We start from the raw sequence: 23198 nt of genomic DNA, 5'->3' as shown, positions 1-23198 counted from the left end.
TATAGTGAGGAATGGAAATTATGAAGTTTAGTTAAGAGCTATGTTGGTCGCGCCCTTTGCCTCTCAGTTACCCTTTGTGGAAGAGACGCTGCACAGTGGTTATCAAGCCTTGCAATGGGGCAAAAACATTTTTGCGATCGCCCACAAAACCCTGAGTGCGCGTCTTTTGAATACCTTCTTTCCCACCGAAGAGCGGACGCAACCCCTTAGCCCTGAATTGCAAGCATGGCTCAAGGAACGTTATGAAGCCCTACTCCAGCAGGATTGGCAGGATGCGGCGGCTGGCTTGTATCCCCCCACACTTCTCTTTGATGCCCCTTGGGAAGAGTTTTTGCGCTTTTATCCAGTGCTGTGGCTAGATTTGCCGCAGATGTGGCAGCGGGCGCGATCGCGCCAATTTCAGGAGTTTGCCAAAGACGTGCGCCTTGAAGACTATCCGCAGTATTATCGCCAAAACTTCCACTACCAAACCGACGGCTACCTCAGTGAAACCTCCGCCAACCTCTACGATGTTCAAGTGGAACTGCTCTTTGGCGGCACGGCAGATGCGATGCGGCGGCGCGTGATTGCTCCCATTGCCCAACATTTTGCCACTCATCCTCCTACGCCACCTGTACGCATTCTCGATGTTGCCTGTGGCACCGGTCGCACCCTGAAACAACTGCGCTATGGCTTTCCAAAAGCGGCACTCTTTGGCATTGATCTGTCGCCCACCTATTTGCGCAAGGCCAACTCGCTTCTTGCTACCCAGACCGGGGATTTGCCACAACTCATTCAGGGGAATGCCGAGACCCTACCCTACGTGGACAACTACTTTAGTGCTATCACCTGTGTCTTTCTCTTCCATGAACTGCCCGCCCCAGTGCGCCAAAACGTGATTAATGAATGCGCCCGCGTTCTCCAGCCGGGGGGTGTCTTTGTCATCTGTGACTCGATTCAAGCCTTGGATTCCCCAGAGCAGCGCCCGATGATGGAAAACTTTGCCAACCTTTTCCACGAACCCTTTTACCGCAACTACATCGAAGATGATCTCAACATCCGCTTAGAAAAGGCGGGCCTAGTGGTCAAAGAGGTGCAGCACCACTTTATGAGTAAGTATTGGGTGGCCCTTAAGGCTTCTTAGCCAAAAGTACCAGTCCGCTACACTTTGTAACGGTGCCCACCTCCTGCAATGCGGGACTGCTAGGCTGAACACAGTACGTCAAAATGTCTTTTCCCTGTGGCAGTCTGGAGGGTTAATTGATGGATGGGCTGGCATGGCAAGCGGAGTTTGTCTCTGGCTTGGCGGAAATCGATCAGGAACATCAGGCACTGCTGGAGATGTTGCAGCAGTTACGCTCGGCGATCGCTGAGGGAGCAACCTTTTCGCAAGTGAAGCTGCAATTACCAGAGTGCGCTAGCGAAACGGAACGCCACTTCCAGCACGAAGAAACTCTGATGGCTGCCGCCAACCATCCCCTCTATCTCTCCCACCGTGCGGCTCACCAAAATCTGCTACGGGATTTGAGTGGGGTGCTTGAGGAGGTGCAGGGTCATCCTGAAAAGCTGACGCCAGAGACGATTGAGGCGATTGGTGCCCTCGTGGTGCGCCATATTCGCGAAGAAGATCTGCCAATGCTCTACCTGCTCACCCATCCCGAGGAGCTAGCACAGCAACAAGCGGCTGAATTAACGGCTGAAAATGCGTTTTAGCTCCCTGTGCTAACTGCTGGTTTTGCGATGTTGGATTGCCGTTAAGCCACTGCTTTGCAGCAACTCACCACTCTCGACCACGGCGTAGATGAGCCAGTGGTTGCCACAGTTCATGCGGGATTCTACCGTACATTCCAAATAGGCAAGGGCATCGAGCAAAATCGGGGCACCACTCTCAGCGCTTTTGAGGCCAAGGGTGGCTAACTGTTGCTCACCAAGGCGTTGCGCCTGCTGAAATTGGCGAACGAGGGGACTGCCTTCCTTGAGAATATTCAAGACAAAGCGATCGCCCACCAAGCAGAGGCTTTCTGCCCATTCCTGCGGCAAGGACACTGTGATACCGGGGGGATTAAACGAGGCTTGGGAGACCGACGACACCAAAATCGCTGCCGCTTGGGTAAGGTGAAAACACCCTTCCGGTAGGGTGGTCAGAACACACAGGGAACCCACGACCCGGTTCATGGCTTGTTCGGTGCGATCCACCTGTGCCTCCACGAGACTGGGGGGGCGGACGGTGCGACTCTTGCGCAGTTTCTTCAGGGCTTGGGCAAACTCGTTGGCAGCAATTTGGCATTTTTCAAGATCGCTCGCCGTGGGGGTAAACTTCACCCGCAGCGTTTCAAAGCCAAGGGTATAGCCCGCATCAAGCAACTTTTGCTCAATGTCATCAATGGCCTCGCCACTCCAACCATAGGAGCCAAAGACCCCCGCCAGCTTGGTTTGGCTGCCCTCCGCCAAGATAAACCCCAAAGCGGTTTGCACCTGTGTCGGCATGTGTCCCCCTAGGGTGGGCGAGCCAATGATAAAGCCGTCGCTACTGTGGATCAGAGCTTGCATTTCTGCTGGGGGTGTGGTTTCACAGTTAATGGCTTCCACTTGAACGCCGGCGGCGGTTAAGCCTTGGGCGATCGCGTTGGCTAGAATTGCTGTATTGCCATAGGCAGAGGCATAGAAAAGTGCCACCTTGGTGTCCTGTTCCGTTTGGGCTTGGCACCAGTCGCGATAGTCCTGAAAGAGGCGGCTACGGCTAAACTTGACCATCGGGCCGTGGGCGGGGGCATAGAGGCGCGGTGGCGGTGTCAGTTCTACCAAGCGATCCAAAATACTTTCCACTTGGCGGGTTTGCGCCGCATGCAGACATTCAAAGTAGTAGGCACGATCCGCATCGAGTTTTTTCCACTGCTCATCGTAGAGGCTATCGCCACAGACATGGGCACCAAAGAGCTTATCGGTAAACACAATTTGATTCTGAGGATCAACGGTGATCAAGCCATCGGGCCAGCGGGGCGTAGCAGCAGCAATAAACGCCAGTTGGCGATCGCCCCCTAACTCTAGGGGTGTTTCCGCACGGGGAATCCAGAGATTCAATTGCTCGCCAAGGGTGGAGCGCAAGGTTACTGCCCCTGCTTTAGAGCAGACGATAATGATCTGGGGCGCTTTTTCCAGCAAAACCTTGACGGTCGCCAGACGGTTGGAGTTGACATGACTGAGAATCAGGTACCGCAGTTGACTCAGATCAATGTGCTGCTGGAGTTCCTGCAAATAAATTTGGGTAAAGGATTCCCCTGGCGGATCCAGCAGGGCGGGTTGGGGTGCTCGGATCAGGTAGGAATTGGAGGTGGTTCCCTGCTGACGGCCATACTCCACTTCAAACTTCAGCCGATCCCAAGTGCGCGATCGCAAGACCAAAACCCCAGGCGCAATTTCTGCGACTTGAACATCACGGGGACGAGTTTCCGTGAGCATTGGACACCTCCTGAAGACCTATCTGCGGTACTGCTATCGAAAATATTGAAATAGCACTGCCACTATAACGTAGTTTAATCGCCTAGGGAATTACCAGTAAAAACTTTTATTCTTGATCATTGATGTTTTATTTGATTATTTTTCAAATAGCAAAATCATTATTTCAAATCGCAAGGTTGTTAAGTCATTGGGATTCAAAAAATGGTTAACGCTTAAAAACTTGAATAATTTCCAATCCTATCAAATTAAGAGATTCAATGTTATGGTTTTTGATCTTTGTTTTTATATTTGCTTTATAAGCAGCATCAATAAATACAACCCTTTTTTAGAATATGGGGCACGTGACGGGTATGCAATCCTCTCCCGCTCTGGCAGTTTTGAGCCTGTGTCGGGCTGTATAGCCATTTCGAAAGGAGATGAGATATTTTCAAGAGGGATAGGCTATACTCAAAGAGTCATGAATGTTACTCAAGAATATGAGCTATAGCTTGGACTTACGAGAGCGGGTTGTCTCCTATATCAAGCAAGGTGGCAAAATCAGTGAAGCGACTCAAATTTTTCAGGTGAGCCGCGCCACTATCCATCGCTGGCTGAAGCGAGACGACTTAGCCCCCACAGTTGTCCCCCGTCGTCCTTGGAAGTTGGATTGGGCGGCCTTAGCAGCCGATGTTGCTGCCCATCCCGATGACCGTTTAATCGACCGTGCCCAGCGATTTGGCGTTCAAGTTTCCACCATTAGTTATGCCCTCGCCCAGATGGGCATCACCCGAAAAAAAAACAGATGCGTTACCAAGAACGGTGTGAAGAAGAGCGGCAAGCGTATCAACAACAGCTCGACACATGGGTAGAGAGCCATGGGGAGGAAACGGTAGTCTATATCGATGAGACGGGGTTTGACTCTCGAGTAGAGTGTGAGTATGGGTGGTCAGCGCGAGGCCAACGAATTGATGGAGAGCGAGCGGGGAAGCGTCAGAAAAGAGAGAGTTTAGTCGCAGGACGGTATAGACACCAGAAAGACTTCATCGCCCCAATGCTGTTTTGCGGATACTTGAATGCGGTAGGGTTTGTGAGCTGGCTGAGTCAGTACTGTTTGCCGGCATTAAAGAGACCTTCGTTGTTGATTATGGATAATGCACCGATTCATCCGAAAGGGGCGATTCAGGAAGCGGTCAAAGCGGCGGGTCACGAGGTGTTATTTTTACCGAAATACTCTCCTGATTTGAATGTAATTGAGCACGACTTCAGTGCGCTGAAGCGAGCGCGGATGTATGCAGGGTCAAACAGTTCAATTGATGAGTTGATTCGCAAGTATTGTGCTGGATAATGTCTCATTCTTTATTGGAATAGCTATAGTTCGAGGTACTGAATGGATGCGTTTTTTTCAGCGGTGAGGACAGTTCTGCGATTGCGCCAGCAAAACAACTATGCGATCCAAACCAGCACGGAGTTGAGCCGTGGCCTCCCCCCCTTGATTGACCACAAGACTAAAGACGAGGGGGCGATCCTGCACGGGTTCTACATAGCCCGCTAGGGCAACGACACCCCGCAGTGTGCCGGTTTTCGCCCAGACGCGCTCTTGAGCTGCTGTATTACGAAAGCGCTGGCGTAACGTCCCCGATCGCCCAGCAAGGGGGAGCGATCGCCGCCACAGCGAGGCATCCTTTGTTTGCGTTATATGTTGCAGCAGCGTGACTAAACCATTGGGCGTCAGCCAATTTTGCCGCGAGAGTCCCGAACCATCCACTAAAACCGCCCCTTGGACACCGATGCGCTCTAGATAGCGTTGGCGATAGCCGGGTTGGGCTGCCTCCAGAGCGGCAAGGAGCATTTCTGCATAGAAATTGTCACTCTCTTGGAGAACCGGCAAAATTAAGGCTTCTAGGGGGGGTGAGGCATGGCGCACCAACACATCCGGTAGGGGGTCTGCTGTCTCCACTAAGTGAATCTGCCGGATGTGAATGCCCGCTTGGGCAAAGGCCCGCTGCACCTGTTGTTGAAGATAGGGGGCAGGCTGAGGGAGGGGAATGCGCATTTCTGCTGGCTCACTGCCGACGTGGAGTTGACCCCGCACAATGATCTGCTGGCCGCGCACCTCACTTTCTAGAAATTCCGGCTCAGAGGGAGCGACGGTGCGGGTCTCATTCACCACCTGAAAATGAGTCTGCGGCTGCCGTAGTACCAAGGGTTGCCCCAACTGTTGGGGTATGACCTCTAGGTTCAGGGCATTTTGATTGAGACTAAAGCGCGTCACTACGGCGGCATAGCCCATCGTCAGGTCTTCGATCGCCCATGTGGGTTCGATCGTTACGGGTGTGACACCGCCGATTTCCAAGATTGGAATCTGGCGAATCCCCTGCTGAGCAAGACGGCTGGCCATTTGTTGCAGGTCTTGGCTGCTGAAACTGGGGTCAAAACTGCCCTGAAGACGCACCGTTTTTTGGTCGGGCGATCGCGTGCTGAGGGTGGTCTCAAAGAAATGATTAGCTCCCCAATAGTCTAAGGCGGCAGCCACTGTCGTTAGCTTGACATTCGAGGCCACCAGAAAGAGCTTTTTCCCTTGGTAGTCGTAGAGAAGATCCCCCGTGGTTAAATCCCGCACCACCATGCCCCACTGACCCCGTTGCCATTGGGGATTTTGAATTTCCTGTTGCAGGGCACGAGCCAAATCTTGGCGGCAGAGACCGAAGGCAGCAGGTGAAACCAGCAGAACAATCAGACTAGCAGGGGGCAGAAGCCATCGAAGCCATGCCATGAAGCACTACGTCCTTGACATAGACGCGATCGCAACGCTGCGTTTCCACACCCGTCGCCGGCTGATAGCCCGCCTTTTCGTACAAATGGACAGCTGTAGTCATGATTGAGGCCGTTTCAATCCAGATTTTGCGGTAGCCGGCCGCTGCAATGGCTGCCTCCAGATGGTGCAGGAGAAATGTCCCTAGGCCTTGGCCGCGTACGCGGGGATGGAGATACATTTTGCGAATTTCGACAGCCGCTTCGCCCCGCTGAATGGGATAGAAGGCGATCGTGCCTACAACTTCCGAGGCCTGCTCCACTACCCAAAATTGTCCGCCCCGGCGGTGGTAGTAATCTTCAACGTGAACCACATCGGCATCGGCGCCTTCGGGTTGCCAAGAAAGGCCAAACTCACTGAGGACATTAGCAATGAGGTGCATGACCGCTGCGCGATCGCGATCGCACCAATGGCGCACCCCACAATCCCCATAGTGAAGAAAAAATGCACTCAAGGACAGCTGCCTCCCATAAAATTACAGTCCTTTTCACAGAGAGAGAACACGCACAAAAGCATCGAAACCGCTGTGCCCCCAAAAGAACTGTACTGCCACTCTAACGATTCAGCGTGAGGCTCGCAAGATCATTTTGCTACTGTTTTTATCTTTGTTTCATCTTTGCTGCCGCCGCCGCTCTCTTAATCGCCAACTTAGTATAGGAAAAGATGCTGGACAAACGGACGATGCAAGACTTTGGCGTTGTGATTGTCGGTGGTGGCTTAGCAGGCTGTCGTGCTGCTTTGGAAATTTGCCGCCTTGCCCCAGAGACCCCGATTGCCCTTGTGTCCAAAACCCATCCCATTCGTTCCCATTCCGTTGCTGCCCAAGGGGGCATTGCCGCTACGCTGAAAAATGTGGACAGCGAAGACTCTTGGGAAAGCCACGCCTTTGATACCGTCAAGGGGTCAGACTTTCTTGCGGATCAGGATGCCGTCGCCATTCTTGCCCAAGAAGCGCCCGATGTGGTGATTGACCTTGAGCACTTGGGGGTGCTCTTCTCTCGTCTGTCCGATGGCCGTATTGCCCAACGTCCCTTTGGTGGTCACACGCACCAGCGCACTTGCTATGCAGCCGACAAAACCGGTCATGCCATTCTCCACGAACTCTACTGCAATCTCCTGAAATACAACGTCACCTTTTTTAGTGAGTGGTATGTGCTGCGGCTGATTGTCGAGGATCAGCAGGCCAAGGGGGTCGTTGCCTACCACATTGAAACGGGTCAACTGGACATTCTGCGGGCACCTGCCATTCTTTTTGCCACAGGGGGCTATGGTCGCGTCTTTAATACCACCTCTAATGATTTTGCCTCCACGGGGGATGGCTTAGCGATGACGGCACGGGCAGGCTTGCCCCTTGAGGATATGGAGTTTGTCCAATTTCACCCCACGGGGTTGTATCCAGCGGGGGTTTTGATTTCTGAGGCGGTGCGCGGTGAAGGGGCTTATTTGGTCAATGCCGAGGGGGAACGCTTTATGGCACGCTATGCCCCCAGTCGCATGGAACTGGCTCCCCGTGATATTACCTCGCGGGCGATCGCCATCGAAATTCGCGAAGGGCGGGGCATCCACAGTGACGGTTCTGCAGGGGGGCCTTTTGTCTATCTCGATGTCCGCCACTTGGGTCGCGAAATAATCATGAGTCGGATTCCCTTCTGTTGGGAGGAAGCCCATCGCTTGGCGGGGGTGGATGCGGTGGTGGAGCCGATTCCTGTACGTCCGACGGTGCACTATTCAATGGGGGGGATTCCGGTCAATGTCAATGGTCAGGTGCGTGCCAATGCCACGGAACTGGTGACCGGGTTTTATGCCGCTGGTGAATGTGCCTGTGTCTCGGTGCATGGTGCCAATCGCTTGGGGAGTAATTCCCTCCTAGAATGTGTGGTCTATGGCCGCCGCACCGGTGGGGCGATCGCCAAAGATTTACCGAGCTTGCCCCAACCCCAATTTGACCCCCAGCCCTATCTACAGGCAGCGGAGCAACAGATTCAGCACCTCTTTAGTCAAGCGGGGGATTTACGCATTGCCCAACTACGGCAGCAGGTTCAAGATTGTATGACCCAATACTGTGGCGTATTTCGCACCGCGGCTCTGATGCAGAGGGGTTTGGAAGAATTGCAGCGACTGAAAGCAGCCTATTCGCGGATTCGTCTCGACGATCGCCAGCGCTATTGGAACACAGAGCTGTTAGAGGCGTTTGAGTTAGCAAATATCCTCGTGGTTGCGGAAGTGATTTTGAGCAGCGCCCTTGCTCGCCAAGAGAGTCGTGGTGCCCACTTCCGTGAAGACTATCCGCAGCGGGATGATGTCAACTTCCTACGCCACACCCTAGCCACCTACCACAGCGACGGCATGAGGATTGACTATCTGCCCGTCACCATCACCATGTTTCCCCCCCAAGAGCGCAAGTATTAAAGCCATGCGACGGTTACCTGCGACCCCTGCCCTCAACCGTTTTATTATTGGCATCACCCTCTTTGTTCTGATCATGTTGGTGGCGGTGGTGGGCTACACCCGCTTTGGCTGGAACTGGCTCGATGCCCTCTACATGTACGTGATCACCGTCTTTGGCATTGGCTACAGTGAAGTGCGACCCCTGATTACGCCGGCGCAACGCTTCTTTAACATGCTGATCATTGTGGCCGGCAGTGCAGCAACGGTTTATACCATCGGTGCGGTGGTGCAACTGTTTACCGAAGGGGAGATCAAACGCCTACTAGATCTTCAGCGGGCAAGCCGCGACATCAACAAACTCAACCGCCATGTCATTGTCTGTGGCTTTGGCCGCATTGGTCAGGTGATGGCTCAGGAATTATCGGCATTAAAAACCCCCTTTGTGATTTTGGATGTCAATGAACAGCGCATTGATCTAGCGATACAGTTGGGCTATTTGGCCTATTTGGGGAGTGCGGCGGAGGAAGAAACGCTGCGCGTGGTGGGGATCGAGCGGGCGATCGCCCTAGCGACAGTGCTGCCCAATGACACGATCAATGTCTTTATTACCCTGACAGCGCGCTCCCTAAATCCGAGCCTGCTGATTGTGGCGCGGGCGAATTTGGCAAGCACAGAAGCAAAGCTACGTATGGCAGGAGCGGATCACATCGTCTTGCCGACAAAAATTGGTGCCAGTCAAATGACTAACCTGATTCGGCGGCCACGCATTGACTTTCTTGAGCAAACGGGCGATCGCGAGACCCTGAATGAACTGTTGAGCCACATTGACGCTTGCCTAGAGGAACTGGAGATTACTGCCGATTACCCTTACGTTGGCACGCGCTTGAGTGGCCTAGAGGTGCGCGGTCAGGGGGCGTTTATTATTGTTGGCTTGCGCAAAAGTGATGGCCAGTTGTTTTCCATCCGTGCCAATCCCCTTGTGGAAGTGGGCGATACATTGATTCTATTGGGGCATGCTCAAGATACCCCCAAGCTCATTCGCAAATATACTGCCCGCCCTCGCCACTCCCAATGACAACCCCCTCACATCTCGCTGGCCTTAAGGATCATGTCATCATCTGCGGCTATGGCTCTTTGGGTCGCAGTTTAGCCATGAACTTGGCCGCCGCTGCAATCCCTTTTGTGGTGATTGACAATCAGCGGCAGCGATTACGGCTTGCCCAGCAGTCCGGCCATCTGTTTTATCGCGGCGATGATCTCATGGATGAAAATGAGCTGTTGGCGGTGGGGGTAGATCGCGCTCGCACCTTGGTGGCTGTTTTGCCCGATGATGCCAGCAATGTCTTTATCACTCTGATTGCCCGTCGTCTGAATCCCAACCTCCAGATCTTGGCCTATGGTGAGTTGCCAGCCACGGAGTCAAAATTGCGCTTTGCCGGTGCCGATCATGTGGTCTTGCCCTCGAGTATCAGTGCCCAACGCATGGTGCAGCTCATTACTCGCCCGACAGTCTTGGATTTTCTTGAGGAAAAGGATGAGCGCAGTCACTTGATTGAGCTACTCAGCCAGCTCGATCTTCAGATTGAGGAGTTTACGCTGCCCTTGGAGTCCTCGCTGGTGGGGCTAGCGATCGCCGATGTGGAAGCGAAAGGCCGAGGCCGCTTTATTATTGTTGCTGTCCGCCATCAGAACGGTGCCTTGGTGACCCATCCCCCCTTAACCTTGCCCCTAGGGCCGGGGGATACCCTGATTGCCCTTGGCCGAGCAGCGGAAATTAAAACCTTCTTTCGCCAATATGCCCACCGCCAGCCAATTCGCTATCGCGGCCTAGGAAGCTAGCCCTTCAGGCCGGCAGTGGTTTGGGAGGGAATAATATATCGTTGCAAGAAAATAAACACAATGAACACGGGCACAATTGAAATCACTGAGCCAGCGGCAATGAGTCGCCAATCCAAGGAAAACGTCCCCGCCAAGGTGACCAGGCCAATGGGCAGGGTATAAAGTTCTGGCTGATCCAAGACCAACAGGGGCCAGAGAAAATCACTCCAAGCACCAATAAACACAAAAATGCCAAGGGTAACAAGGGCAGGGCGAATGGCCGGCAGCATCACAAACCACCACAGCCCCAATTCTGAGCAGCCATCGAGGCGAGCTGCTTCCTCTAGTTCCTTGGGCACCGCCATAAAGGCCTGTCGCAACAGAAAGATGCCAAAGGCAGAGGCCAAACTCGGCAGAATCATTCCCAGATAGGTATTCCGCAGCCCCAACTGCACCGCCAAAATAAACAGGGGAATCATGATGATTTGAAAGGGAATCATGATCGTGGCCAAAATGGCCGTAAAGATCACCTCACGTCCGCGAAAGGACAGCCGTGCCAAGGGATAGGCAGCCAAAGCAGAGGTCAGGAGATTGCAGGCCACCGTTAAGACTGCCACTAGGGTACTGTTGAACAGGTACTGGCCAAAGGGAGTCGTTTGCCAAACCGTGACAAAATTCGCCCAGGTTGGTTCGGCGGGCAGCCAGCGGGGCGGAAAGGCAAAAATATCTTCATTGGCAGACTTGAAGGCGGTACTGGTGAGCCACACCAAAGGGAGCAGCATGACGATCGCGATCGCCACCAACAGCAGGTAGGTCAAGCCTCGCCGCAGGGTCATCGCCGTGTCCAAAGATTGGTAAACATCATCAACAGGCCACCAATGACAATGGCGATCGCAAGGCCGCCAGCCATCCAGTCTAGGGTTGTCGTTTCCATCGGTAATTTCCCAAGGGTACTTTTAGACACTGCGCAAGGCAACAATCGGATCCAGCCGCGCCGCCCGTTGAGCGGGAACCACCCCAAAGAAGAGGCCAATACTGCCCGAAACGCCCACAGCAAGAGCCACAGCAACGGGAGCAACCCCAGCCTCCAAGGGGGTCAGCATCGCCACTAGCATCACACCACCTACGCCCACTCCCGTGCCAATGAGGCCACCGAGAGCCGAGAGGATCATCGCCTCAATCATAAACTGTGCCAGTATATCCCGCTGTGTGGCACCAATGGCCTTGCGCAGGCCAATTTCTTGGGTGCGTTCGGTTACCGAGACCAGCATAATGTTCATAATGCCAATCCCCCCCACCAGCAGGGAAATGCCGGCGATCGCCGCCAACATCAAGGTCAAGGCATTGCTGATATTGCCAATGATTTGCAGAGCTTCCTTTTGGGTTTGAATTGTAAAATCGTCCTCATCAACAATTTGATGGCGCAGCCGCAGGAGGTTGGTAATCTGAAACTTGGCCGCATCAATGCTTTGCTCATCACGGGCAGATACCGAGATAAAGGTTAGGGAAATCCCATAGGGGGAGCGCTGCCCCACAATCCGGGAAGACATCGTCGTAATGGGAATATAGGCGGCCTCATCCTGATTGTTGCCAAGGAAAGCACCCTTTTCGGCCATGACGCCAATCACTTCAAAGGAAAGATTCTTGATCCGCACCTGCTGGCCCACAGGATTTTCATTGATGAAGAGCTTCCTCGCCAAATCCGAGCCTAAAATGACGACGCGGCGATGCCGTTCCACATCCTCATCAGAGATAAAGCGCCCCTGCGCCACTGTAAAACTGCGCACTGAGGGAAAGGTGGGGGTGGTCCCCACAATCAGGACATTGGTATTGCGCCCTCGATAGGTGACCCGTTGTTGCACTTGGATTTGCGGTGCCACTTCCTTAACGGTGGGCACTTGGGTGGCGATCGCCTTGGCATCCTCAAGGACAAGGGTTTGCGGCACATTAAACGTACGGTTACGGGCTTGGGGCGTCCCCGGCACAATAAAAAGCGTATTCGGACCAAGGGATTCAAACTGACTGGCGGCATAGCGCTGTGCCCCCTGACCCACGCCGACCATGGCAATCACCGCTGCGTTGCCAATAATAATCCCCAGCATCGTCAGGCCACTGCGGAGCCGATTGGCCTTGAGGGTAGCGATCGCCATGCGTACACTTTCAGCAATGTCCATGATTCAGTGCCGAAAACACCTAATTTTTAATCTAACTTGGGATCTTCTTTCCCCTCAGGTTCACAATTGCGGCAGGGGAATACTTTTGCCATTGTAGAGATTCATGGCCGCCTCAACCCCAGACTGAATACTTAACTCAATGGCCTCCACGGCAAGGTCGAGCACGGCGGGTAAAATCGCTAGTTCGGCGGCTGAAAAATGTCCCAACACAAAGGGCACGGCATTGCGCGGTCCCGTTTGTTGCTGCAGGCGATCGCCAAAGGCAATGCCCACCTTGAGGCGGGGAAACTGTTGCGAATGACAGTGTTGAATAATTGACTTAATGCCGTTGTGTCCCCCCGTTGAGCCACTCAGGCGCAAGCGCACCCGCCCTAGGGGCAAATCGGCATCATCATAGACGACAAGGGTTCGCTCAAGGGGCAGCTTATAAAAATTCAGCAGGGCATGGAGAGACTGCCCCGAACTATTCATATAGGTAGTGGGTTTGAGGAGGCGTACCTTTTGACCATGAATCAGAACCTCTCCTACCTCTCCCAAGAAGCGCCGCTGCGGGGTCAATTGCACCCTATACCGCTCGGCAAGGGCGTCAAGGACACGAAAGCCAATATTGTGGCGCGTTGTAGCATACTCTATCCCCGGATTCCCAAGGCCGACAATCACACAGGGCTGGAGTGCCATGCCACCTAAGCGGAGGGTTCCCGAGGCGATTCAGATTCTGCCTTGGCCTGCTGTTCCTGCTCGAGGGCAGCGGTCTGCCGCTTCATTTCATCTTGGAATTCGCGGGAGGCTTCCTCAAAAGCACGCTTTGTTTTGCCAAGGCTGCGGCCAATTTCCGGCAGCTTTTTCGGCCCAAAGATGAGCAGCGCCACCACCAAAATGACGATGAGTTCCGGCAGACCGATCCCAAAAACGTTCATGGATTATCCCAGTGCTTTCCAACTCACGTTAACACCATCGAGGATCAGTGTCGAGTTGTAGATTTGCAGAATGATCAGCAAAAAGACCAAAAATAGCCCCATAAAGACCGCCATCAAGGGAGTGGTACCCCAGCCGGGGGCGACTTTACCGTATTCAGAGTTCAAGGGGCGCAGAAGATCCCCGAGCCAAGTCCGTCGTGCCATAAATCCCTTTTTTGAACGAAATGAACAGCGTTTTAATGTTTCGTAATATTATAGAAGCACATCTTGCTCCCATTTAGTACGCTTCTATGGAACCTGCAACAGTTCTTAGCATTGCTCTCGCTGCCGTCTGCATTGGTGTCACTGGCTACTCCATCTATCTTTCCTTTGGCCCCCCCTCGAAGGAGCTAGCGGATCCTTTCGACGATCACGAGGACTAAAATCACAATCCCTCGACGGGAACTCCCAAAAAGCTGGCGATTGTCGCTCCCTGCGTCTCCAATTCCGCCAAGGGCAAGGGCGCACCTACGCGCGTTAGGGGAACTTCACCCCGGCCTTTAATCTTGAGGTAGAGGGCACGCTTGGGGTTGAGTCCCTCTTTAATGACAATTTTCACAGCTTGAACATCGCTGATCGGGCAGCTGACCTCAATGCGGCGGTTCTTACCGGGGAAGCCCCAACGGAAAATGCGCACAAAGCCCGTTTCTTTGTTGAACTCGTTAAAGCCACCGCCAATATCCCAAGCGATCGCCAGCCACAGATACGTTGCCAACAGCAGCGCCGCCACCCCATAAAAGCCAATGGCAATGCCTTGGGGAATAAAGACCAAATCAATTGGTTTCCCAATCGGCAGTAGGTTGCGGTGCAAATAGCTAGAAAGACCAGCCAAAAAGAAGCCCAAGCCACCAATGGAGACCGCTGTTGCCCAAAAGTAGTTACTAGGGCGACGGGAACCCAGCACCCTATAGCGTAGAATCGACTCTTGACGCGGGGATGGCTCAGTTACAGGGGAGTTCGTCATAGCTTGCGTTGCCAAAGTTAAAGCACTTTACATATTAAGAGAAATTGGGGGTATTCCTAAGGGAAGAATTTCTCTGCCCCACAATCCTCTGCATAAAAGCTAGGCTAGAACTACTCTTGGGTGGCTAATTCTACCTGTAGAGTAGGGAAGTCCGAAACAGCGTTTTTCTTGCAATCCATACAATATAAATAGTTAAAAAATGTAAAAAGGGGTCAAAGGGTTAGCTATGCAACCATCCAATCCAAATCAATTTACCGAAAAAGCATGGGCCGCGATCGCCCGCACACCAGATCTAGCTAAGCAGGCACAGCACCAGAATCTCGAAAGTGAACACCTGATGAAATCGCTGCTCGAGCAAGAGGGTCTAGCGACACAAATTTTCCAAAAAGCTGGCTGTTCGGTGCAGCGCATTCGCGATCTCACCGATGAATTCATTAACCGTCAGCCGAAAATCAGTAATCCCAGTGGCGTCTATCTAGGACAGAGCCTTGACAAGCTCCTCGATCGCGCCGAAGAGGCACGCAAACAGTTTGGCGATGAGTTTATCTCGATTGAGCACTTGGTATTGGCCTTTGCCCAAGACGATCGCTTTGGCAAAAAACTCCTTCAGGAGGTCGGCCTGAGCGAAAAAGCCCTACGGGAAGCGATTCAGCAAATTCGCGGCTCCCAAAGAGTGACGGATCAAAATCCAGAGGGCAAATATGCGGCGCTGGAAAAATATGGCCGTGATCTGACGCTCTTGGCTCGTCAAGGGAAACTGGATCCCGTCATTGGCCGTGATGATGAAATTCGCCGTGTGATTCAGATTCTTTCCCGCCGTACCAAAAATAACCCAGTGCTCATTGGTGAACCCGGCGTTGGTAAAACCGCCATTGCCGAAGGCTTGGCACAGCGGATTGTGGCCGGGGATGTGCCGGATTCCCTGCGCGATCGCCAGTTGATTGCTCTCGACATGGGTGCCTTGATTGCCGGTGCCAAGTATCGCGGTGAATTTGAAGAGCGCCTCAAAGCAGTTCTCAAGGAGGTCACCGACTCCAACGGCCAAATCATCCTCTTTATTGATGAAATCCACACTGTCGTTGGTGCCGGGGCAACCCAAGGGGCGATGGATGCCGGCAACCTGCTCAAACCGATGTTGGCGCGGGGGGAACTGCGCTGTATTGGTGCCACCACCCTTGATGAGTACCGCAAGTACATTGAAAAGGATGCAGCCTTAGAGCGGCGCTTCCAGCAGGTCTATGTGGATCAGCCCAGCGTTGAGGACACGATCTCCATCTTGCGGGGTCTCAAGGAACGCTATGAGATCCACCATGGCGTGAAAATTTCCGATACTGCCTTGGTGGCAGCAGCTACGCTCTCAACCCGCTACATTAGCGATCGCTTCTTGCCCGACAAAGCGATTGACCTCGTGGACGAAGCGGCAGCCAAATTAAAAATGGAGATTACCTCGAAACCTGAGGAACTGGATGAGATTGACCGCAAAATCCTGCAGCTGGAAATGGAGCGGCTCTCCTTGCAAAAAGAAACCTCCGCTGCTTCGCGCGATCGCCTTGAGAAACTGGAAAAAGAGCTAGCGGATCTCAAGGAGGAGCAAAGCCGCCTCAATGCCCAGTGGCAAGCAGAAAAAGAGGTCATTGACCGTCTCCAAGCCATCAAAGAGGACATCGAAAAAGTCAACATCGAGATCCAGCAAGCGGAGCGCAACTACGACCTCAACCGTGCTGCCGAACTGAAGTACGGCAAGCTCACAGAACTGCACAAACAACTGGCGGCAGCCGAAGCCAAACTGCGGGAGATTCAAGTGGGCGGGCGATCGCTCCTGCGGGATGAAGTGACCGAGGCCGACATTGCCGAAATCATCTCCAAGTGGACAGGCATCCCCGTGAGCAAACTGGTGGAGTCGGAAGCCCAAAAACTGCTCCACCTCGAAGAAGAGTTGCACAAACGGGTTGTGGGTCAAGATGAGGCGGTCACCGCAGTGGCGGAAGCCATTCAGCGCTCCCGTGCCGGGCTAGCGGATCCCAACCGTCCCATTGCCAGCTTCATCTTCCTTGGGCCAACGGGTGTCGGTAAAACGGAATTGGCCAAAGCCTTGGCGGCCTTCATGTTCGACACCGAAGAGGCGATGGTGCGGATTGATATGTCCGAGTACATGGAGAAACACGCCGTATCGCGGTTGATTGGGGCGCCCCCCGGTTATGTGGGCTATGACGAAGGCGGTCAACTCACGGAAGCCATTCGCCGCCGTCCCTATGCCGTGGTTCTCTTCGATGAGATCGAGAAAGCCCATCCTGATGTCTTCAACGTGTTCCTGCAAATTCTTGATGATGGCCGTGTCACCGACTCCCAAGGGCGGACGGTGGACTTCAAGAACACCATCATCATTATGACCAGCAACATTGGTTCCCAGTACATTCTCGATGTTGCCGGCGATGACAGCCGCTACACGGAAATGTACAACCGCGTCATGGAAGCGATGCGTGCCCACTTCCGCCCCGAGTTCCTCAACCGTGTGGATGAATTTATCATCTTCCACAGCCTGCGTAAGGATCAATTGCGGCAAATTGTTCAATTGCAGGTGCAGCGGTTGCAGCAACGCTTGAGCGATCGCCACATTAACTTGTCCCTCACAGAGAAGGCGATCGACTTCTTGGCCGAAGTGGGTTATGACCCTGTCTATGGTGCCCGCCCGCTGAAACGCGCCATCCAGAAACAACTGGAAACCCCCATTGCCAAAGCTATCCTACGGGGCGACTTCTTCGATGGCGATACGATTCTGGTGGATGTGGGCGAGAACGAACGCCTCAGCTTCCAGCGTCAAGCGGAACTGGTAACCGTTTAGGTGCAACTGAAACTGATTCAAGAGGGTTGGGTTGGGGCTTTCCCCTCAGCCCTCTTTTTTTGACCAAGCGTTTTAGTAGCCTCGGTCAAACAGGGTAATCTTGGCCAATAGTCCTGCCACCATCAAAAAGAGCGCCACTAGCAGTGCCCAGAGGCGGTTTTCCGTCGAGCCTTGACGCTTCCCTAAGTCCACTAACTGCTCACGATTGGTTTGCACCTCCAAGCGAACCGCCTCAATTTTGGCTTCTATAGTGTTGAATTTCTCGTCAATCGTGTTAAACTTCTCGTCAAATTTTGCTTCTAGCGTGTTCAGCTTCTCTTCAAACTTGGCTTCTAGTGTGTTCAGTTTCTCTTCAAACTTGGCTTCTAGTGTGTTGAACTTTTCTTCAAATCTGACTTCTATAGCATTCAATTTCTCATCTACTATCTGGAACTTTTGATCAATCGTATTGAATTTCTCACGGATTTCCGCGTGACCGACTTTCACCTCAAGGGTAAGTTCCGCCAGTTGGGACTGCATGGCCTTCATGGTCTCGAGGACTTCTGCGAATTGAGACTGGGTGACGGGTTCACTCATGCTGCTCATCCTTAGACTTGGTCAAACAGGGTAATCTTGGCCAATAGTCCCGCCACCATCAAAAAGAGTGCCACTAGCAGTGCCCAAAGGCGATTTTCCGTTGAACCTTGACGCTTCCCTAAGTCCACTAACTGCTCGCGATTGGTTTGCACTTCCAAGCGAACCGCCTCGATTTTGGCTTCTATGGTGTTGAATTTCTCGTCAATCGTGTTAAACTTCTCGTCAAATTTTGCTTCTAGCGTGTTCAGCTTCTCTTCAAACTTGGCTTCCAGCGTGTTCAGTTTCTCTTCAAACTTGGCCTCCAGAGTCTGGAATTTTTGATCAATCGTGTTAAATTTCTCACGGATTTCCGCGTGACCGACTTTCACCTCAAGGGTAAGTTCCGCCAGTTGCGACTGCATGGCTTTCATGGTCTCGAGGACTTCTGTCAGTTGCGATTGGGTGACGGGTTCACTCATGCTGCTCATCCTTAGACTTGGTCAAACAGGGTAATCTTGGCCAATAGTCCCGCCACCATCAAAAAGAGCGCCACTAGTAGTGCCCAAAGGCGGTTTTCCGTTGAACCTTGACGCTTCCCTAAGTCCACTAACTGCTCACGATTGGTTTGCACTTCCAAGCGAACTGCCTCGATTTTGGCTTCTATGGTGTTGAATTTCTCATCAAATTTTGCTTCTAGCGTGTTCAGTTTCTCTTCAAACTTGGCCTCCAGAGTCTGGAATTTTTGATCAATCGTGTTAAATTTCTCACGGATTTCCGCTTGACCGACTTTCACCTCAAGGGTAAGTTCCGCCAGTTGCGACTGCATGGCCTTCATGGTCTCGAGGACTTCTGTCAGTTGCGATTGGGTGATGGGTTCACTCATGGGTGGAGTTCAAGGGGACTTAAGTTTATTCTAGAGTGACCCAGCAATTTCCGTTTTTAACGTCTCCATAAATGCCGAATAATTTTGGTGGTTGGCTGGGAAGCCGAGTTATAGCCAAGTCTGGGGTAATGTGTCTGCAATAAACTGACGTGCTTCAGTACCATCGTCAGGCTGGCGATCGCCTCCTTGGTATTTCCCAATTGCTCCTCCAGCCAAGCCAGATTGCGACGATGATTTAGTTCTGCTTCTAAAACGATAATTTCTTATTGGCAGAAAATTAAATGGTTATTAACTCTCAGATGGTAGGGTGTTATATGCTACACAGGCAAGGGTGATTTTTTGTATTTTTACTTCCTCCTATCTGGTGATTTTTGCGACCTGTACTCCTCAGAATGCCCAAAACGAACCTCAAAGGATACAGAGACAGGGCAAACGCCGGCAAGGGTCTGACGGTATATTGGATTCAGACTGCCAGCCCCAATCTTTGGTAACGGTGAGGAAACTTGTGTTCATGGTCAGTGAGCAACAGCAATGGTAAGTTCTGGTCCCAAGCCCCGTCCAGAAGGGTTTGCTGCTCTGATGCGGAACAAGAATTTCCTCAAGTTATGGGGCGGTCAAATCATCTCCCAACTGGCGGACAAAATTTTTCTCGTCCTCCTAATTACACTGGCGGTTTCCTATGACGCCAGCTATGAACTGCCCGGCTCTAAGGCCTCAGCCGTAATGATTGCCAATACGCTACCAGCGGTCTTCTTTGGTTCAACGGCGGGCACCTTTGTGGATCGCTACCCGAAGCGGGAGCTAATGAGCATTACCAATATTCTGCGCGGGCTACTGGTTTTTGCTCTGATCTTTATTCCGAAGCGGTTTACGCTGCTGCTCCTGATTGCCTTTTCTGAGTCCATTCTTACGCAATTCTTTGCCCCGGCAGAACAGGCGGCGATTCCCCTGCTAGTGAAGGAGGAAAATCTGCTCTCAGCGAATGCCCTCTTTATCACAACAATGATGGGGTCACTTGTAGTGGGGTTTGCCATCGGTGAGCCATTGCTGAGTGGTGCTGTGGCCATAGGGGGTGTCTATGCCCGTGAAGTCGTTGTCGGTGCGCTGTACGTTATGGCGGGATTGGTTTTAGCCTCGATTCGCTACCGAGAAGCAGTTCATGAGCGCGATCGCCACCTCAATGTATGGCAGGACTTGCAGGAGGGGTTTCACTACGTGCGCAAAAATCGCCTCTTGGGGAATGCCATGCTCCAGTTAACGATCCTCTATTGTGTCTTTGCCGCCTTGACGGTGTTGGCCGTCAGTTTAGCCCAAGAAATTGGCCTGCGTCCTAATCAGTTTGGCTTTCTCTTGGCCGCCGCAGGGCTGGGGTTAATTTTAGGGGCGGGGGTTTTGGGCCAATGGGGGGAAAAATTGCATCACCGACCGCTGCCTTTGATTGGCTTTTTGGTGATGGCAGCCGTCCTGCTGGTCTTTGCCTTTGTGCATCATCTGTGGGTGGGTCTGGGCTTAAGTATTTTGCTGGGAATGGGGGCATCTTTAATTGGTATTCCCATGCAGACCCTCATTCAAGTTCGGACACCGGCGACGATGCGGGGTAAGGTCTTTGGCTTCCAAAATAACATTGTCAATATTGCCCTCAGTGTGCCCTTGGCGATCGCCGGGATTCTTTCGGACTTCCTTGGCCTCACAGTGGTCATGGTGGGGATGGGGGGCGTGGTGGCGATCGCGGGCATTTGGGCATGGCGGAATACACGAGCCGTTCTTGAGGATGCGATTTAGGAGACAGGAATGCCCCTACTACACTTGAGTACTTGGCCAGAGGTCGAAGCCTATCTCAACACTTCCAAGGGGATGATTATTCCCATTGGCTCCACGGAGCAGCATGGCCCTATGGGTCTCATTGGCACCGATGCCCTCTGTGCCGAGGCGATCGCCAAAGGGGTAGGGGAAGCAACTCATGCCCTTGTTGCCCCGACAGTTTCCGTGGGCATGGCCTTACACCATACGGCTTTCCCCGGCACCATTAGTTTGCGCCCTAGCACGTTGATTCTTGTCATTCGCGACTATTTAGTGAGCTTGGTACGGGCAGGCTTTCAACGTTTCTTTTTCATTAATGGTCATGGCGGCAATATCGCGACAGTGAAGGCGGCCTTTGCGGAAACCTATGCAGTCTTAGCCGATCTGCACATTCCCGAGGCGGATCAGGTGCGCTGTGAGTTGGCCAACTGGTTTATGTGTAGTTCAGTGATGCAACTAGCACGGGAATTGTATGGCGATCGCGAGGGTTCCCATGCCACCCCTAGTGAAGTGGCGGTGACCCAATTTCTCTATCCAGAGGCCATTAAGCGCGTTCCCCTCAATCCCGAAGTCAACACCAGTCATGCCATCTACGGTGCCGCAGATTTTCGCCGCCGTTATCCCGATGGTCGTATGGGGGCAGATTCCAGTTTGGCCACCCCTGAGCATGGACAGCAATTCTATGAGCGGGCTGTTCAGGAGTTGAGCGATCGCTACCGTCAATTTCTGCAAGCCGACTAAATGACTTTCTCTCTCCCAGCTCAAACGTGGCATTGGCACGGTTACCCGATTCTCTATCGGCATCAAGGGACTCAGGGCATCCCCCTACTCCTGATTCACGGCTTTGGTGCCTCTAGCTTGCATTGGCGCAAAAACATCCCTGCCCTCGCGGCTCACCATCAAGTCTATGCCATTGATTTACTGGGCTTTGGTGGCTCTGCCAAACCCGCTCCCTCAGTCATCCCCTATACATTTGAGACGTGGGCAACCTTGGTTCTAGACTTTTGCCGTGAGGTCATTGGTCAGCCCACGGTTTTAATCGGCAACTCCATTGGCTGCGTCGTTGCTTTACAGGCCGCTGTTTTCCAGCCTGCATGGGTCAGTCAACTGATCCTGCTGAACTGCTCTTTGCGTCAGCTCCACGATCGCAAGCGATCGCAACTCCCTTGGTACCGCCGCTGGGGAACCAGCCTACTCCAGCAACTTTTAGGCAATCGCACCCTTGGCACCTACTTTTTCCGCCAAATTGCCCAACCCCGTACTGTGCGCCGTATTCTCCACCAAGCCTATGCCAACACTGCCGCCGTCACCGATGAACTGGTAGAGATATTACTCACCCCTGCCCAAGATAGGGGTGCTGCCGAGGTCTTCTTAGCCTTTGTCCGCTATTCCCAAGGTCCCTTACCCGAAGACTTGCTACCGCAGATTATCTGCCCCACCTATTTCCTGTGGGGTGCCGCCGACCCTTGGGAACCCATTGATGAAGGGCAGAAGCTAGCTCAATTTCCCTGTGTGCAGGAGTTTGTCGTCTTGCCAGAGGTGAGCCATTGCCCTCAAGATGAAGCACCTGAGCAGGTGAATGCCCACATTCTGAAATGGTTGCGCAAAATTTCCATCACTGACTAGGATGTTCTCTGAACTCGTGTTATAGTAATAAAGCTTAACGGGGCGTAGCGCAGCTTGGTAGCGCACCACTTTGGGGTAGTGGGGGTCGTGGGTTCAAATCCCGCCGCTCCGATTATTCAGGAAATTCACCTTTCAGTGAGTAAGCAAAGGTTATAATCTCTGGTAGTAACAACTGTGAAATTTTCTGATGACTCAACAATTGTTCCCGGCTTCATAGTGGAACGTTCTAGTTGAATATGCCAGCCAAGTATATCTCTGCCCTTGTATTTCGGTAGCTGATATTCAGGGAATGATAAAGCTCGCAGTTTTCTGACTATTTGGTCAGCGGTTCCATTGAACGTAATTTCTAAATCTGAAAAGTCTATAGATTCTCTAGAGTAAAAACTAGCACCCTCCATTGGTTGCGGCGCACTTTCTGGGTTTGGGTCTTTGATCAGTATGTCAAGGTAGTCTTGAAAGATTTCAAATCCTACCGACATATATGTAAAGTAAAGATCTCTTGAAGTCATATATGGCTTAATTTCAATTTTTCTCTGTGAAATTATTTCTCCCGTATCAATTCCATCATCAATTTTATGTAGAGTTACGCCAGTAAATTTTTCACCATTTAATATTGGCCATATACTAGTATAAGCACCTCGGTAAGCTGGTAATAGAGAAAAGTGAATATTAAATAATCGACGAGATAGAAAGTTTTTAACTTTAACAAGCCGAGAATATCCTAATGATACAAATACTAGGTTTGATATTCCTTCTATGTCTTTAATTTCTACAATTGGAATTCCTAACTTAGAGGCAAGTCTTCTAAATGAAGGCTGCCAACTGTCCTGACCGTTATCCTCTGGATTGGGACAGGCTAATACAGTAACTTTATGATAAGCTGCTAGTGCAAGTTTAAGTGCACGTACTGCAATATCGTTCTTTCCTGCAATACACAAAATAACATTGTGATTTAACAATGCT

Annotated in this window: 24 protein-coding genes, 1 tRNA gene and 1 pseudogene; 13 read left to right on the top strand and 13 right to left on the bottom strand. The window is 52.3% G+C overall.

All coding sequences use genetic code 11. The features are described from left to right. Positions 1-40 precede the first annotated feature (40 nt). Together QYC28_RS09320 and QYC28_RS09315 are read left to right on the top strand one after the other, a co-directional pair. Positions 41-1123, top strand: coding sequence for a class I SAM-dependent methyltransferase (locus QYC28_RS09320; RefSeq protein ID WP_302679374.1), 1083 nt, complete (start codon positions 41-43; stop codon positions 1121-1123). A gap of 119 nt (positions 1124-1242) precedes the next feature. After that, positions 1243-1692 (top strand): hemerythrin family protein, encoded by a 450-nt coding sequence (locus QYC28_RS09315; protein WP_286625458.1) that lies wholly within the window; start codon positions 1243-1245, stop codon positions 1690-1692. Between the two features lie 9 nt (positions 1693-1701). Here QYC28_RS09315 and QYC28_RS09310 read toward each other — a convergent pair whose 3' ends face one another. Next, the gene (locus QYC28_RS09310; RefSeq protein ID WP_286625457.1) at positions 1702-3438 is read right to left on the bottom strand and encodes a diflavin flavoprotein; all 1737 of its coding nucleotides are present in this window, start codon (positions 3436-3438) and stop codon (positions 1702-1704) included. A gap of 112 nt (positions 3439-3550) precedes the next feature. Here QYC28_RS09310 and QYC28_RS09305 point away from each other — a divergent pair, with 112 nt between their 5' ends. After that, positions 3551-3925 carry a hypothetical protein gene (locus tag QYC28_RS09305; protein ID WP_302679373.1) on the top strand — a complete coding sequence of 125 codons (375 nt, stop codon included), beginning with the start codon at positions 3551-3553 and terminating at the stop codon, positions 3923-3925. Beyond that, positions 3915-4762 (top strand): annotated as a pseudogene (locus tag QYC28_RS09300) (IS630 family transposase). Before QYC28_RS09305 ends, QYC28_RS09300 begins: the two are co-directional and overlap by 11 nt. Before the next feature lie 57 nt (positions 4763-4819). Here QYC28_RS09300 and dacB read toward each other — a convergent pair. Then, on the bottom strand, positions 4820-6190 hold the full coding sequence (dacB, locus tag QYC28_RS09295) for a D-alanyl-D-alanine carboxypeptidase/D-alanyl-D-alanine-endopeptidase (RefSeq protein ID WP_302679372.1): 1371 nt from the start codon (positions 6188-6190) through the stop codon (positions 4820-4822). Further along, positions 6156-6611 carry a GNAT family N-acetyltransferase gene (locus QYC28_RS09290; protein ID WP_399375242.1) on the bottom strand — a complete coding sequence of 152 codons (456 nt, stop codon included), beginning with the start codon at positions 6609-6611 and terminating at the stop codon, positions 6156-6158. Before QYC28_RS09290 ends, dacB begins: the two co-directional genes overlap by 35 nt. Before the next feature lie 299 nt (positions 6612-6910). On the opposite strand from QYC28_RS09290, the gene QYC28_RS09285 reads away from it, so the two are divergent. From QYC28_RS09285 to QYC28_RS09275, 3 genes are read left to right on the top strand one after another with little or no spacing between them, the layout of a single operon-like run. Further along, the gene (locus QYC28_RS09285) at positions 6911-8638 is read left to right on the top strand and encodes a succinate dehydrogenase/fumarate reductase flavoprotein subunit (RefSeq protein ID WP_310829036.1); all 1728 of its coding nucleotides are present in this window, start codon (positions 6911-6913) and stop codon (positions 8636-8638) included. A 4-nt stretch (positions 8639-8642) separates the two neighbouring features. Next, the gene (locus tag QYC28_RS09280; RefSeq protein WP_149820205.1) at positions 8643-9692 is read left to right on the top strand and encodes a TrkA family potassium uptake protein; all 1050 of its coding nucleotides are present in this window, start codon (positions 8643-8645) and stop codon (positions 9690-9692) included. Continuing rightward, positions 9689-10456 carry a TrkA family potassium uptake protein gene (locus QYC28_RS09275; protein WP_149820203.1) on the top strand — a complete coding sequence of 256 codons (768 nt, stop codon included), beginning with the start codon at positions 9689-9691 and terminating at the stop codon, positions 10454-10456. The genes QYC28_RS09280 and QYC28_RS09275 overlap by 4 nt, the downstream gene beginning before the upstream one ends. Here the strand turns inward: QYC28_RS09275 and QYC28_RS09270 are convergent. The 5 genes from QYC28_RS09270 to psbH all read right to left on the bottom strand — a co-directional run bounded on the left by QYC28_RS09270 (position 10453) and on the right by psbH (position 13730). Then, positions 10453-11271 (bottom strand): carbohydrate ABC transporter permease, encoded by an 819-nt coding sequence (locus tag QYC28_RS09270; RefSeq protein ID WP_302679370.1) that lies wholly within the window; start codon positions 11269-11271, stop codon positions 10453-10455. The two genes, QYC28_RS09275 and QYC28_RS09270, sit on opposite strands and share 4 nt — an antisense overlap. A 120-nt stretch (positions 11272-11391) precedes the next feature. Further along, positions 11392-12609, bottom strand: a complete 1218-nt coding sequence (locus QYC28_RS09265) for an ABC transporter permease (protein WP_149820199.1) — start codon at positions 12607-12609, stop codon at positions 11392-11394. Positions 12610-12669: 60 nt separating this feature from the next. Further along, positions 12670-13287, bottom strand: a complete 618-nt coding sequence (gene pth / locus QYC28_RS09260; RefSeq protein ID WP_149820197.1) for an aminoacyl-tRNA hydrolase — start codon at positions 13285-13287, stop codon at positions 12670-12672. 5 nt (positions 13288-13292) lie between these two features. After that, on the bottom strand, positions 13293-13526 hold the full coding sequence (locus QYC28_RS09255; RefSeq protein ID WP_149820194.1) for a TatA/E family twin arginine-targeting protein translocase: 234 nt from the start codon (positions 13524-13526) through the stop codon (positions 13293-13295). 3 nt (positions 13527-13529) lie between these two features. Then, positions 13530-13730, bottom strand: a complete 201-nt coding sequence (gene psbH / locus QYC28_RS09250; protein WP_149820192.1) for a photosystem II reaction center phosphoprotein PsbH — start codon at positions 13728-13730, stop codon at positions 13530-13532. An 86-nt stretch (positions 13731-13816) separates the two neighbouring features. Between psbH and psbN the strand changes: the two genes are divergently transcribed. Then, positions 13817-13948, top strand: coding sequence for a photosystem II reaction center protein PsbN (gene psbN, locus QYC28_RS09245; protein ID WP_011057227.1), 132 nt, complete (start codon positions 13817-13819; stop codon positions 13946-13948). Between the two features lie 2 nt (positions 13949-13950). Here the strand turns inward: psbN and QYC28_RS09240 are convergent, their stop codons facing one another. Beyond that, the gene (locus QYC28_RS09240) at positions 13951-14529 is read right to left on the bottom strand and encodes a photosystem I assembly protein Ycf4 (protein WP_149820191.1); all 579 of its coding nucleotides are present in this window, start codon (positions 14527-14529) and stop codon (positions 13951-13953) included. A gap of 226 nt (positions 14530-14755) precedes the next feature. Here QYC28_RS09240 and clpB point away from each other — a divergent pair, with 226 nt between their 5' ends. Further along, positions 14756-17371 carry an ATP-dependent chaperone ClpB gene (gene clpB, locus QYC28_RS09235; protein ID WP_149820189.1) on the top strand — a complete coding sequence of 872 codons (2616 nt, stop codon included), beginning with the start codon at positions 14756-14758 and terminating at the stop codon, positions 17369-17371. Between the two features lie 72 nt (positions 17372-17443). Here the strand turns inward: clpB and QYC28_RS09230 are convergent, their stop codons facing one another. The 3 genes from QYC28_RS09230 to QYC28_RS09220 are packed head-to-tail and all read right to left on the bottom strand — an operon-like array spanning position 17444 to position 18809. Beyond that, complete coding sequence (locus QYC28_RS09230) at positions 17444-17947, bottom strand: hypothetical protein (RefSeq protein ID WP_149820187.1); 504 nt, start codon at positions 17945-17947, stop codon at positions 17444-17446. 11 nt (positions 17948-17958) lie between these two features. Next, positions 17959-18405, bottom strand: a complete 447-nt coding sequence (locus QYC28_RS09225) for a hypothetical protein (protein ID WP_149820185.1) — start codon at positions 18403-18405, stop codon at positions 17959-17961. 11 nt (positions 18406-18416) lie between these two features. Then, the gene (locus QYC28_RS09220; RefSeq protein WP_302679369.1) at positions 18417-18809 is read right to left on the bottom strand and encodes a hypothetical protein; all 393 of its coding nucleotides are present in this window, start codon (positions 18807-18809) and stop codon (positions 18417-18419) included. A 531-nt stretch (positions 18810-19340) separates the two neighbouring features. On the opposite strand from QYC28_RS09220, the gene QYC28_RS09215 reads away from it, so the two are divergent. The 4 genes from QYC28_RS09215 to QYC28_RS09200 all read left to right on the top strand — a co-directional run bounded on the left by QYC28_RS09215 (position 19341) and on the right by QYC28_RS09200 (position 22347). Continuing rightward, positions 19341-20591: an MFS transporter gene (locus QYC28_RS09215; protein WP_149820181.1), complete on the top strand. Its 1251-nt coding sequence runs from the start codon at positions 19341-19343 to the stop codon at positions 20589-20591. 9 nt (positions 20592-20600) lie between these two features. Continuing rightward, positions 20601-21350 carry a creatininase family protein gene (locus QYC28_RS09210; protein WP_302679368.1) on the top strand — a complete coding sequence of 250 codons (750 nt, stop codon included), beginning with the start codon at positions 20601-20603 and terminating at the stop codon, positions 21348-21350. Further along, positions 21351-22235, top strand: coding sequence for an alpha/beta fold hydrolase (locus QYC28_RS09205; RefSeq protein ID WP_302679367.1), 885 nt, complete (start codon positions 21351-21353; stop codon positions 22233-22235). 38 nt (positions 22236-22273) lie between these two features. Then, positions 22274-22347: transfer RNA gene (locus QYC28_RS09200), tRNA-Pro, on the top strand. A gap of 13 nt (positions 22348-22360) precedes the next feature. Here the strand turns inward: QYC28_RS09200 and QYC28_RS09195 are convergent. Next, positions 22361-23194: a methionyl-tRNA formyltransferase gene (locus QYC28_RS09195; RefSeq protein ID WP_302676753.1), complete on the bottom strand. Its 834-nt coding sequence runs from the start codon at positions 23192-23194 to the stop codon at positions 22361-22363. Positions 23195-23198: the final 4 nt, after the last annotated feature.

The sequence above is a fragment of the Thermosynechococcus sp. HY596 genome, from assembly GCF_030518715.1.
In the GTDB taxonomy this organism is placed as follows: domain Bacteria; phylum Cyanobacteriota; class Cyanobacteriia; order Thermosynechococcales; family Thermosynechococcaceae; genus Thermosynechococcus.
The sequence above is the reverse complement of the archived record's forward strand: the minus strand, read 5'-3'. Positions and strand labels throughout refer to the sequence as shown.

What these genes read in the sequence shown, in the direction of transcription:
- QYC28_RS09320 (WP_302679374.1), top strand. Translation starts at nt 41, where the DNA reads ATGTTGGTCGCGCCCTTTGCCTCTCAGTTACCCTTTGTGGAAGAGACG.
- QYC28_RS09315 (WP_286625458.1), top strand. Translation starts at nt 1,243, where the DNA reads ATGGATGGGCTGGCATGGCAAGCGGAGTTTGTCTCTGGCTTGGCGGAA.
- QYC28_RS09310 (WP_286625457.1), bottom strand. Translation starts at nt 3,438, where the DNA reads ATGCTCACGGAAACTCGTCCCCGTGATGTTCAAGTCGCAGAAATTGCG.
- dacB (WP_302679372.1), bottom strand. Translation starts at nt 6,190, where the DNA reads ATGGCATGGCTTCGATGGCTTCTGCCCCCTGCTAGTCTGATTGTTCTG.
- QYC28_RS09290 (WP_399375242.1), bottom strand. Translation starts at nt 6,611, where the DNA reads ATGCACCTCATTGCTAATGTCCTCAGTGAGTTTGGCCTTTCTTGGCAA.
- QYC28_RS09285 (WP_310829036.1), top strand. Translation starts at nt 6,911, where the DNA reads ATGCAAGACTTTGGCGTTGTGATTGTCGGTGGTGGCTTAGCAGGCTGT.
- QYC28_RS09280 (WP_149820205.1), top strand. Translation starts at nt 8,643, where the DNA reads ATGCGACGGTTACCTGCGACCCCTGCCCTCAACCGTTTTATTATTGGC.
- QYC28_RS09275 (WP_149820203.1), top strand. Translation starts at nt 9,689, where the DNA reads ATGACAACCCCCTCACATCTCGCTGGCCTTAAGGATCATGTCATCATC.
- QYC28_RS09270 (WP_302679370.1), bottom strand. Translation starts at nt 11,271, where the DNA reads ATGACCCTGCGGCGAGGCTTGACCTACCTGCTGTTGGTGGCGATCGCG.
- QYC28_RS09265 (WP_149820199.1), bottom strand. Translation starts at nt 12,609, where the DNA reads ATGGACATTGCTGAAAGTGTACGCATGGCGATCGCTACCCTCAAGGCC.
- pth (WP_149820197.1), bottom strand. Translation starts at nt 13,287, where the DNA reads ATGGCACTCCAGCCCTGTGTGATTGTCGGCCTTGGGAATCCGGGGATA.
- QYC28_RS09255 (WP_149820194.1), bottom strand. Translation starts at nt 13,526, where the DNA reads ATGAACGTTTTTGGGATCGGTCTGCCGGAACTCATCGTCATTTTGGTG.
- psbH (WP_149820192.1), bottom strand. Translation starts at nt 13,730, where the DNA reads ATGGCACGACGGACTTGGCTCGGGGATCTTCTGCGCCCCTTGAACTCT.
- psbN (WP_011057227.1), top strand. Translation starts at nt 13,817, where the DNA reads ATGGAACCTGCAACAGTTCTTAGCATTGCTCTCGCTGCCGTCTGCATT.
- QYC28_RS09240 (WP_149820191.1), bottom strand. Translation starts at nt 14,529, where the DNA reads ATGACGAACTCCCCTGTAACTGAGCCATCCCCGCGTCAAGAGTCGATT.
- clpB (WP_149820189.1), top strand. Translation starts at nt 14,756, where the DNA reads ATGCAACCATCCAATCCAAATCAATTTACCGAAAAAGCATGGGCCGCG.
- QYC28_RS09230 (WP_149820187.1), bottom strand. Translation starts at nt 17,947, where the DNA reads ATGAGTGAACCCGTCACCCAGTCTCAATTCGCAGAAGTCCTCGAGACC.
- QYC28_RS09225 (WP_149820185.1), bottom strand. Translation starts at nt 18,405, where the DNA reads ATGAGTGAACCCGTCACCCAATCGCAACTGACAGAAGTCCTCGAGACC.
- QYC28_RS09220 (WP_302679369.1), bottom strand. Translation starts at nt 18,809, where the DNA reads ATGAGTGAACCCATCACCCAATCGCAACTGACAGAAGTCCTCGAGACC.
- QYC28_RS09215 (WP_149820181.1), top strand. Translation starts at nt 19,341, where the DNA reads ATGGTAAGTTCTGGTCCCAAGCCCCGTCCAGAAGGGTTTGCTGCTCTG.
- QYC28_RS09210 (WP_302679368.1), top strand. Translation starts at nt 20,601, where the DNA reads ATGCCCCTACTACACTTGAGTACTTGGCCAGAGGTCGAAGCCTATCTC.
- QYC28_RS09205 (WP_302679367.1), top strand. Translation starts at nt 21,351, where the DNA reads ATGACTTTCTCTCTCCCAGCTCAAACGTGGCATTGGCACGGTTACCCG.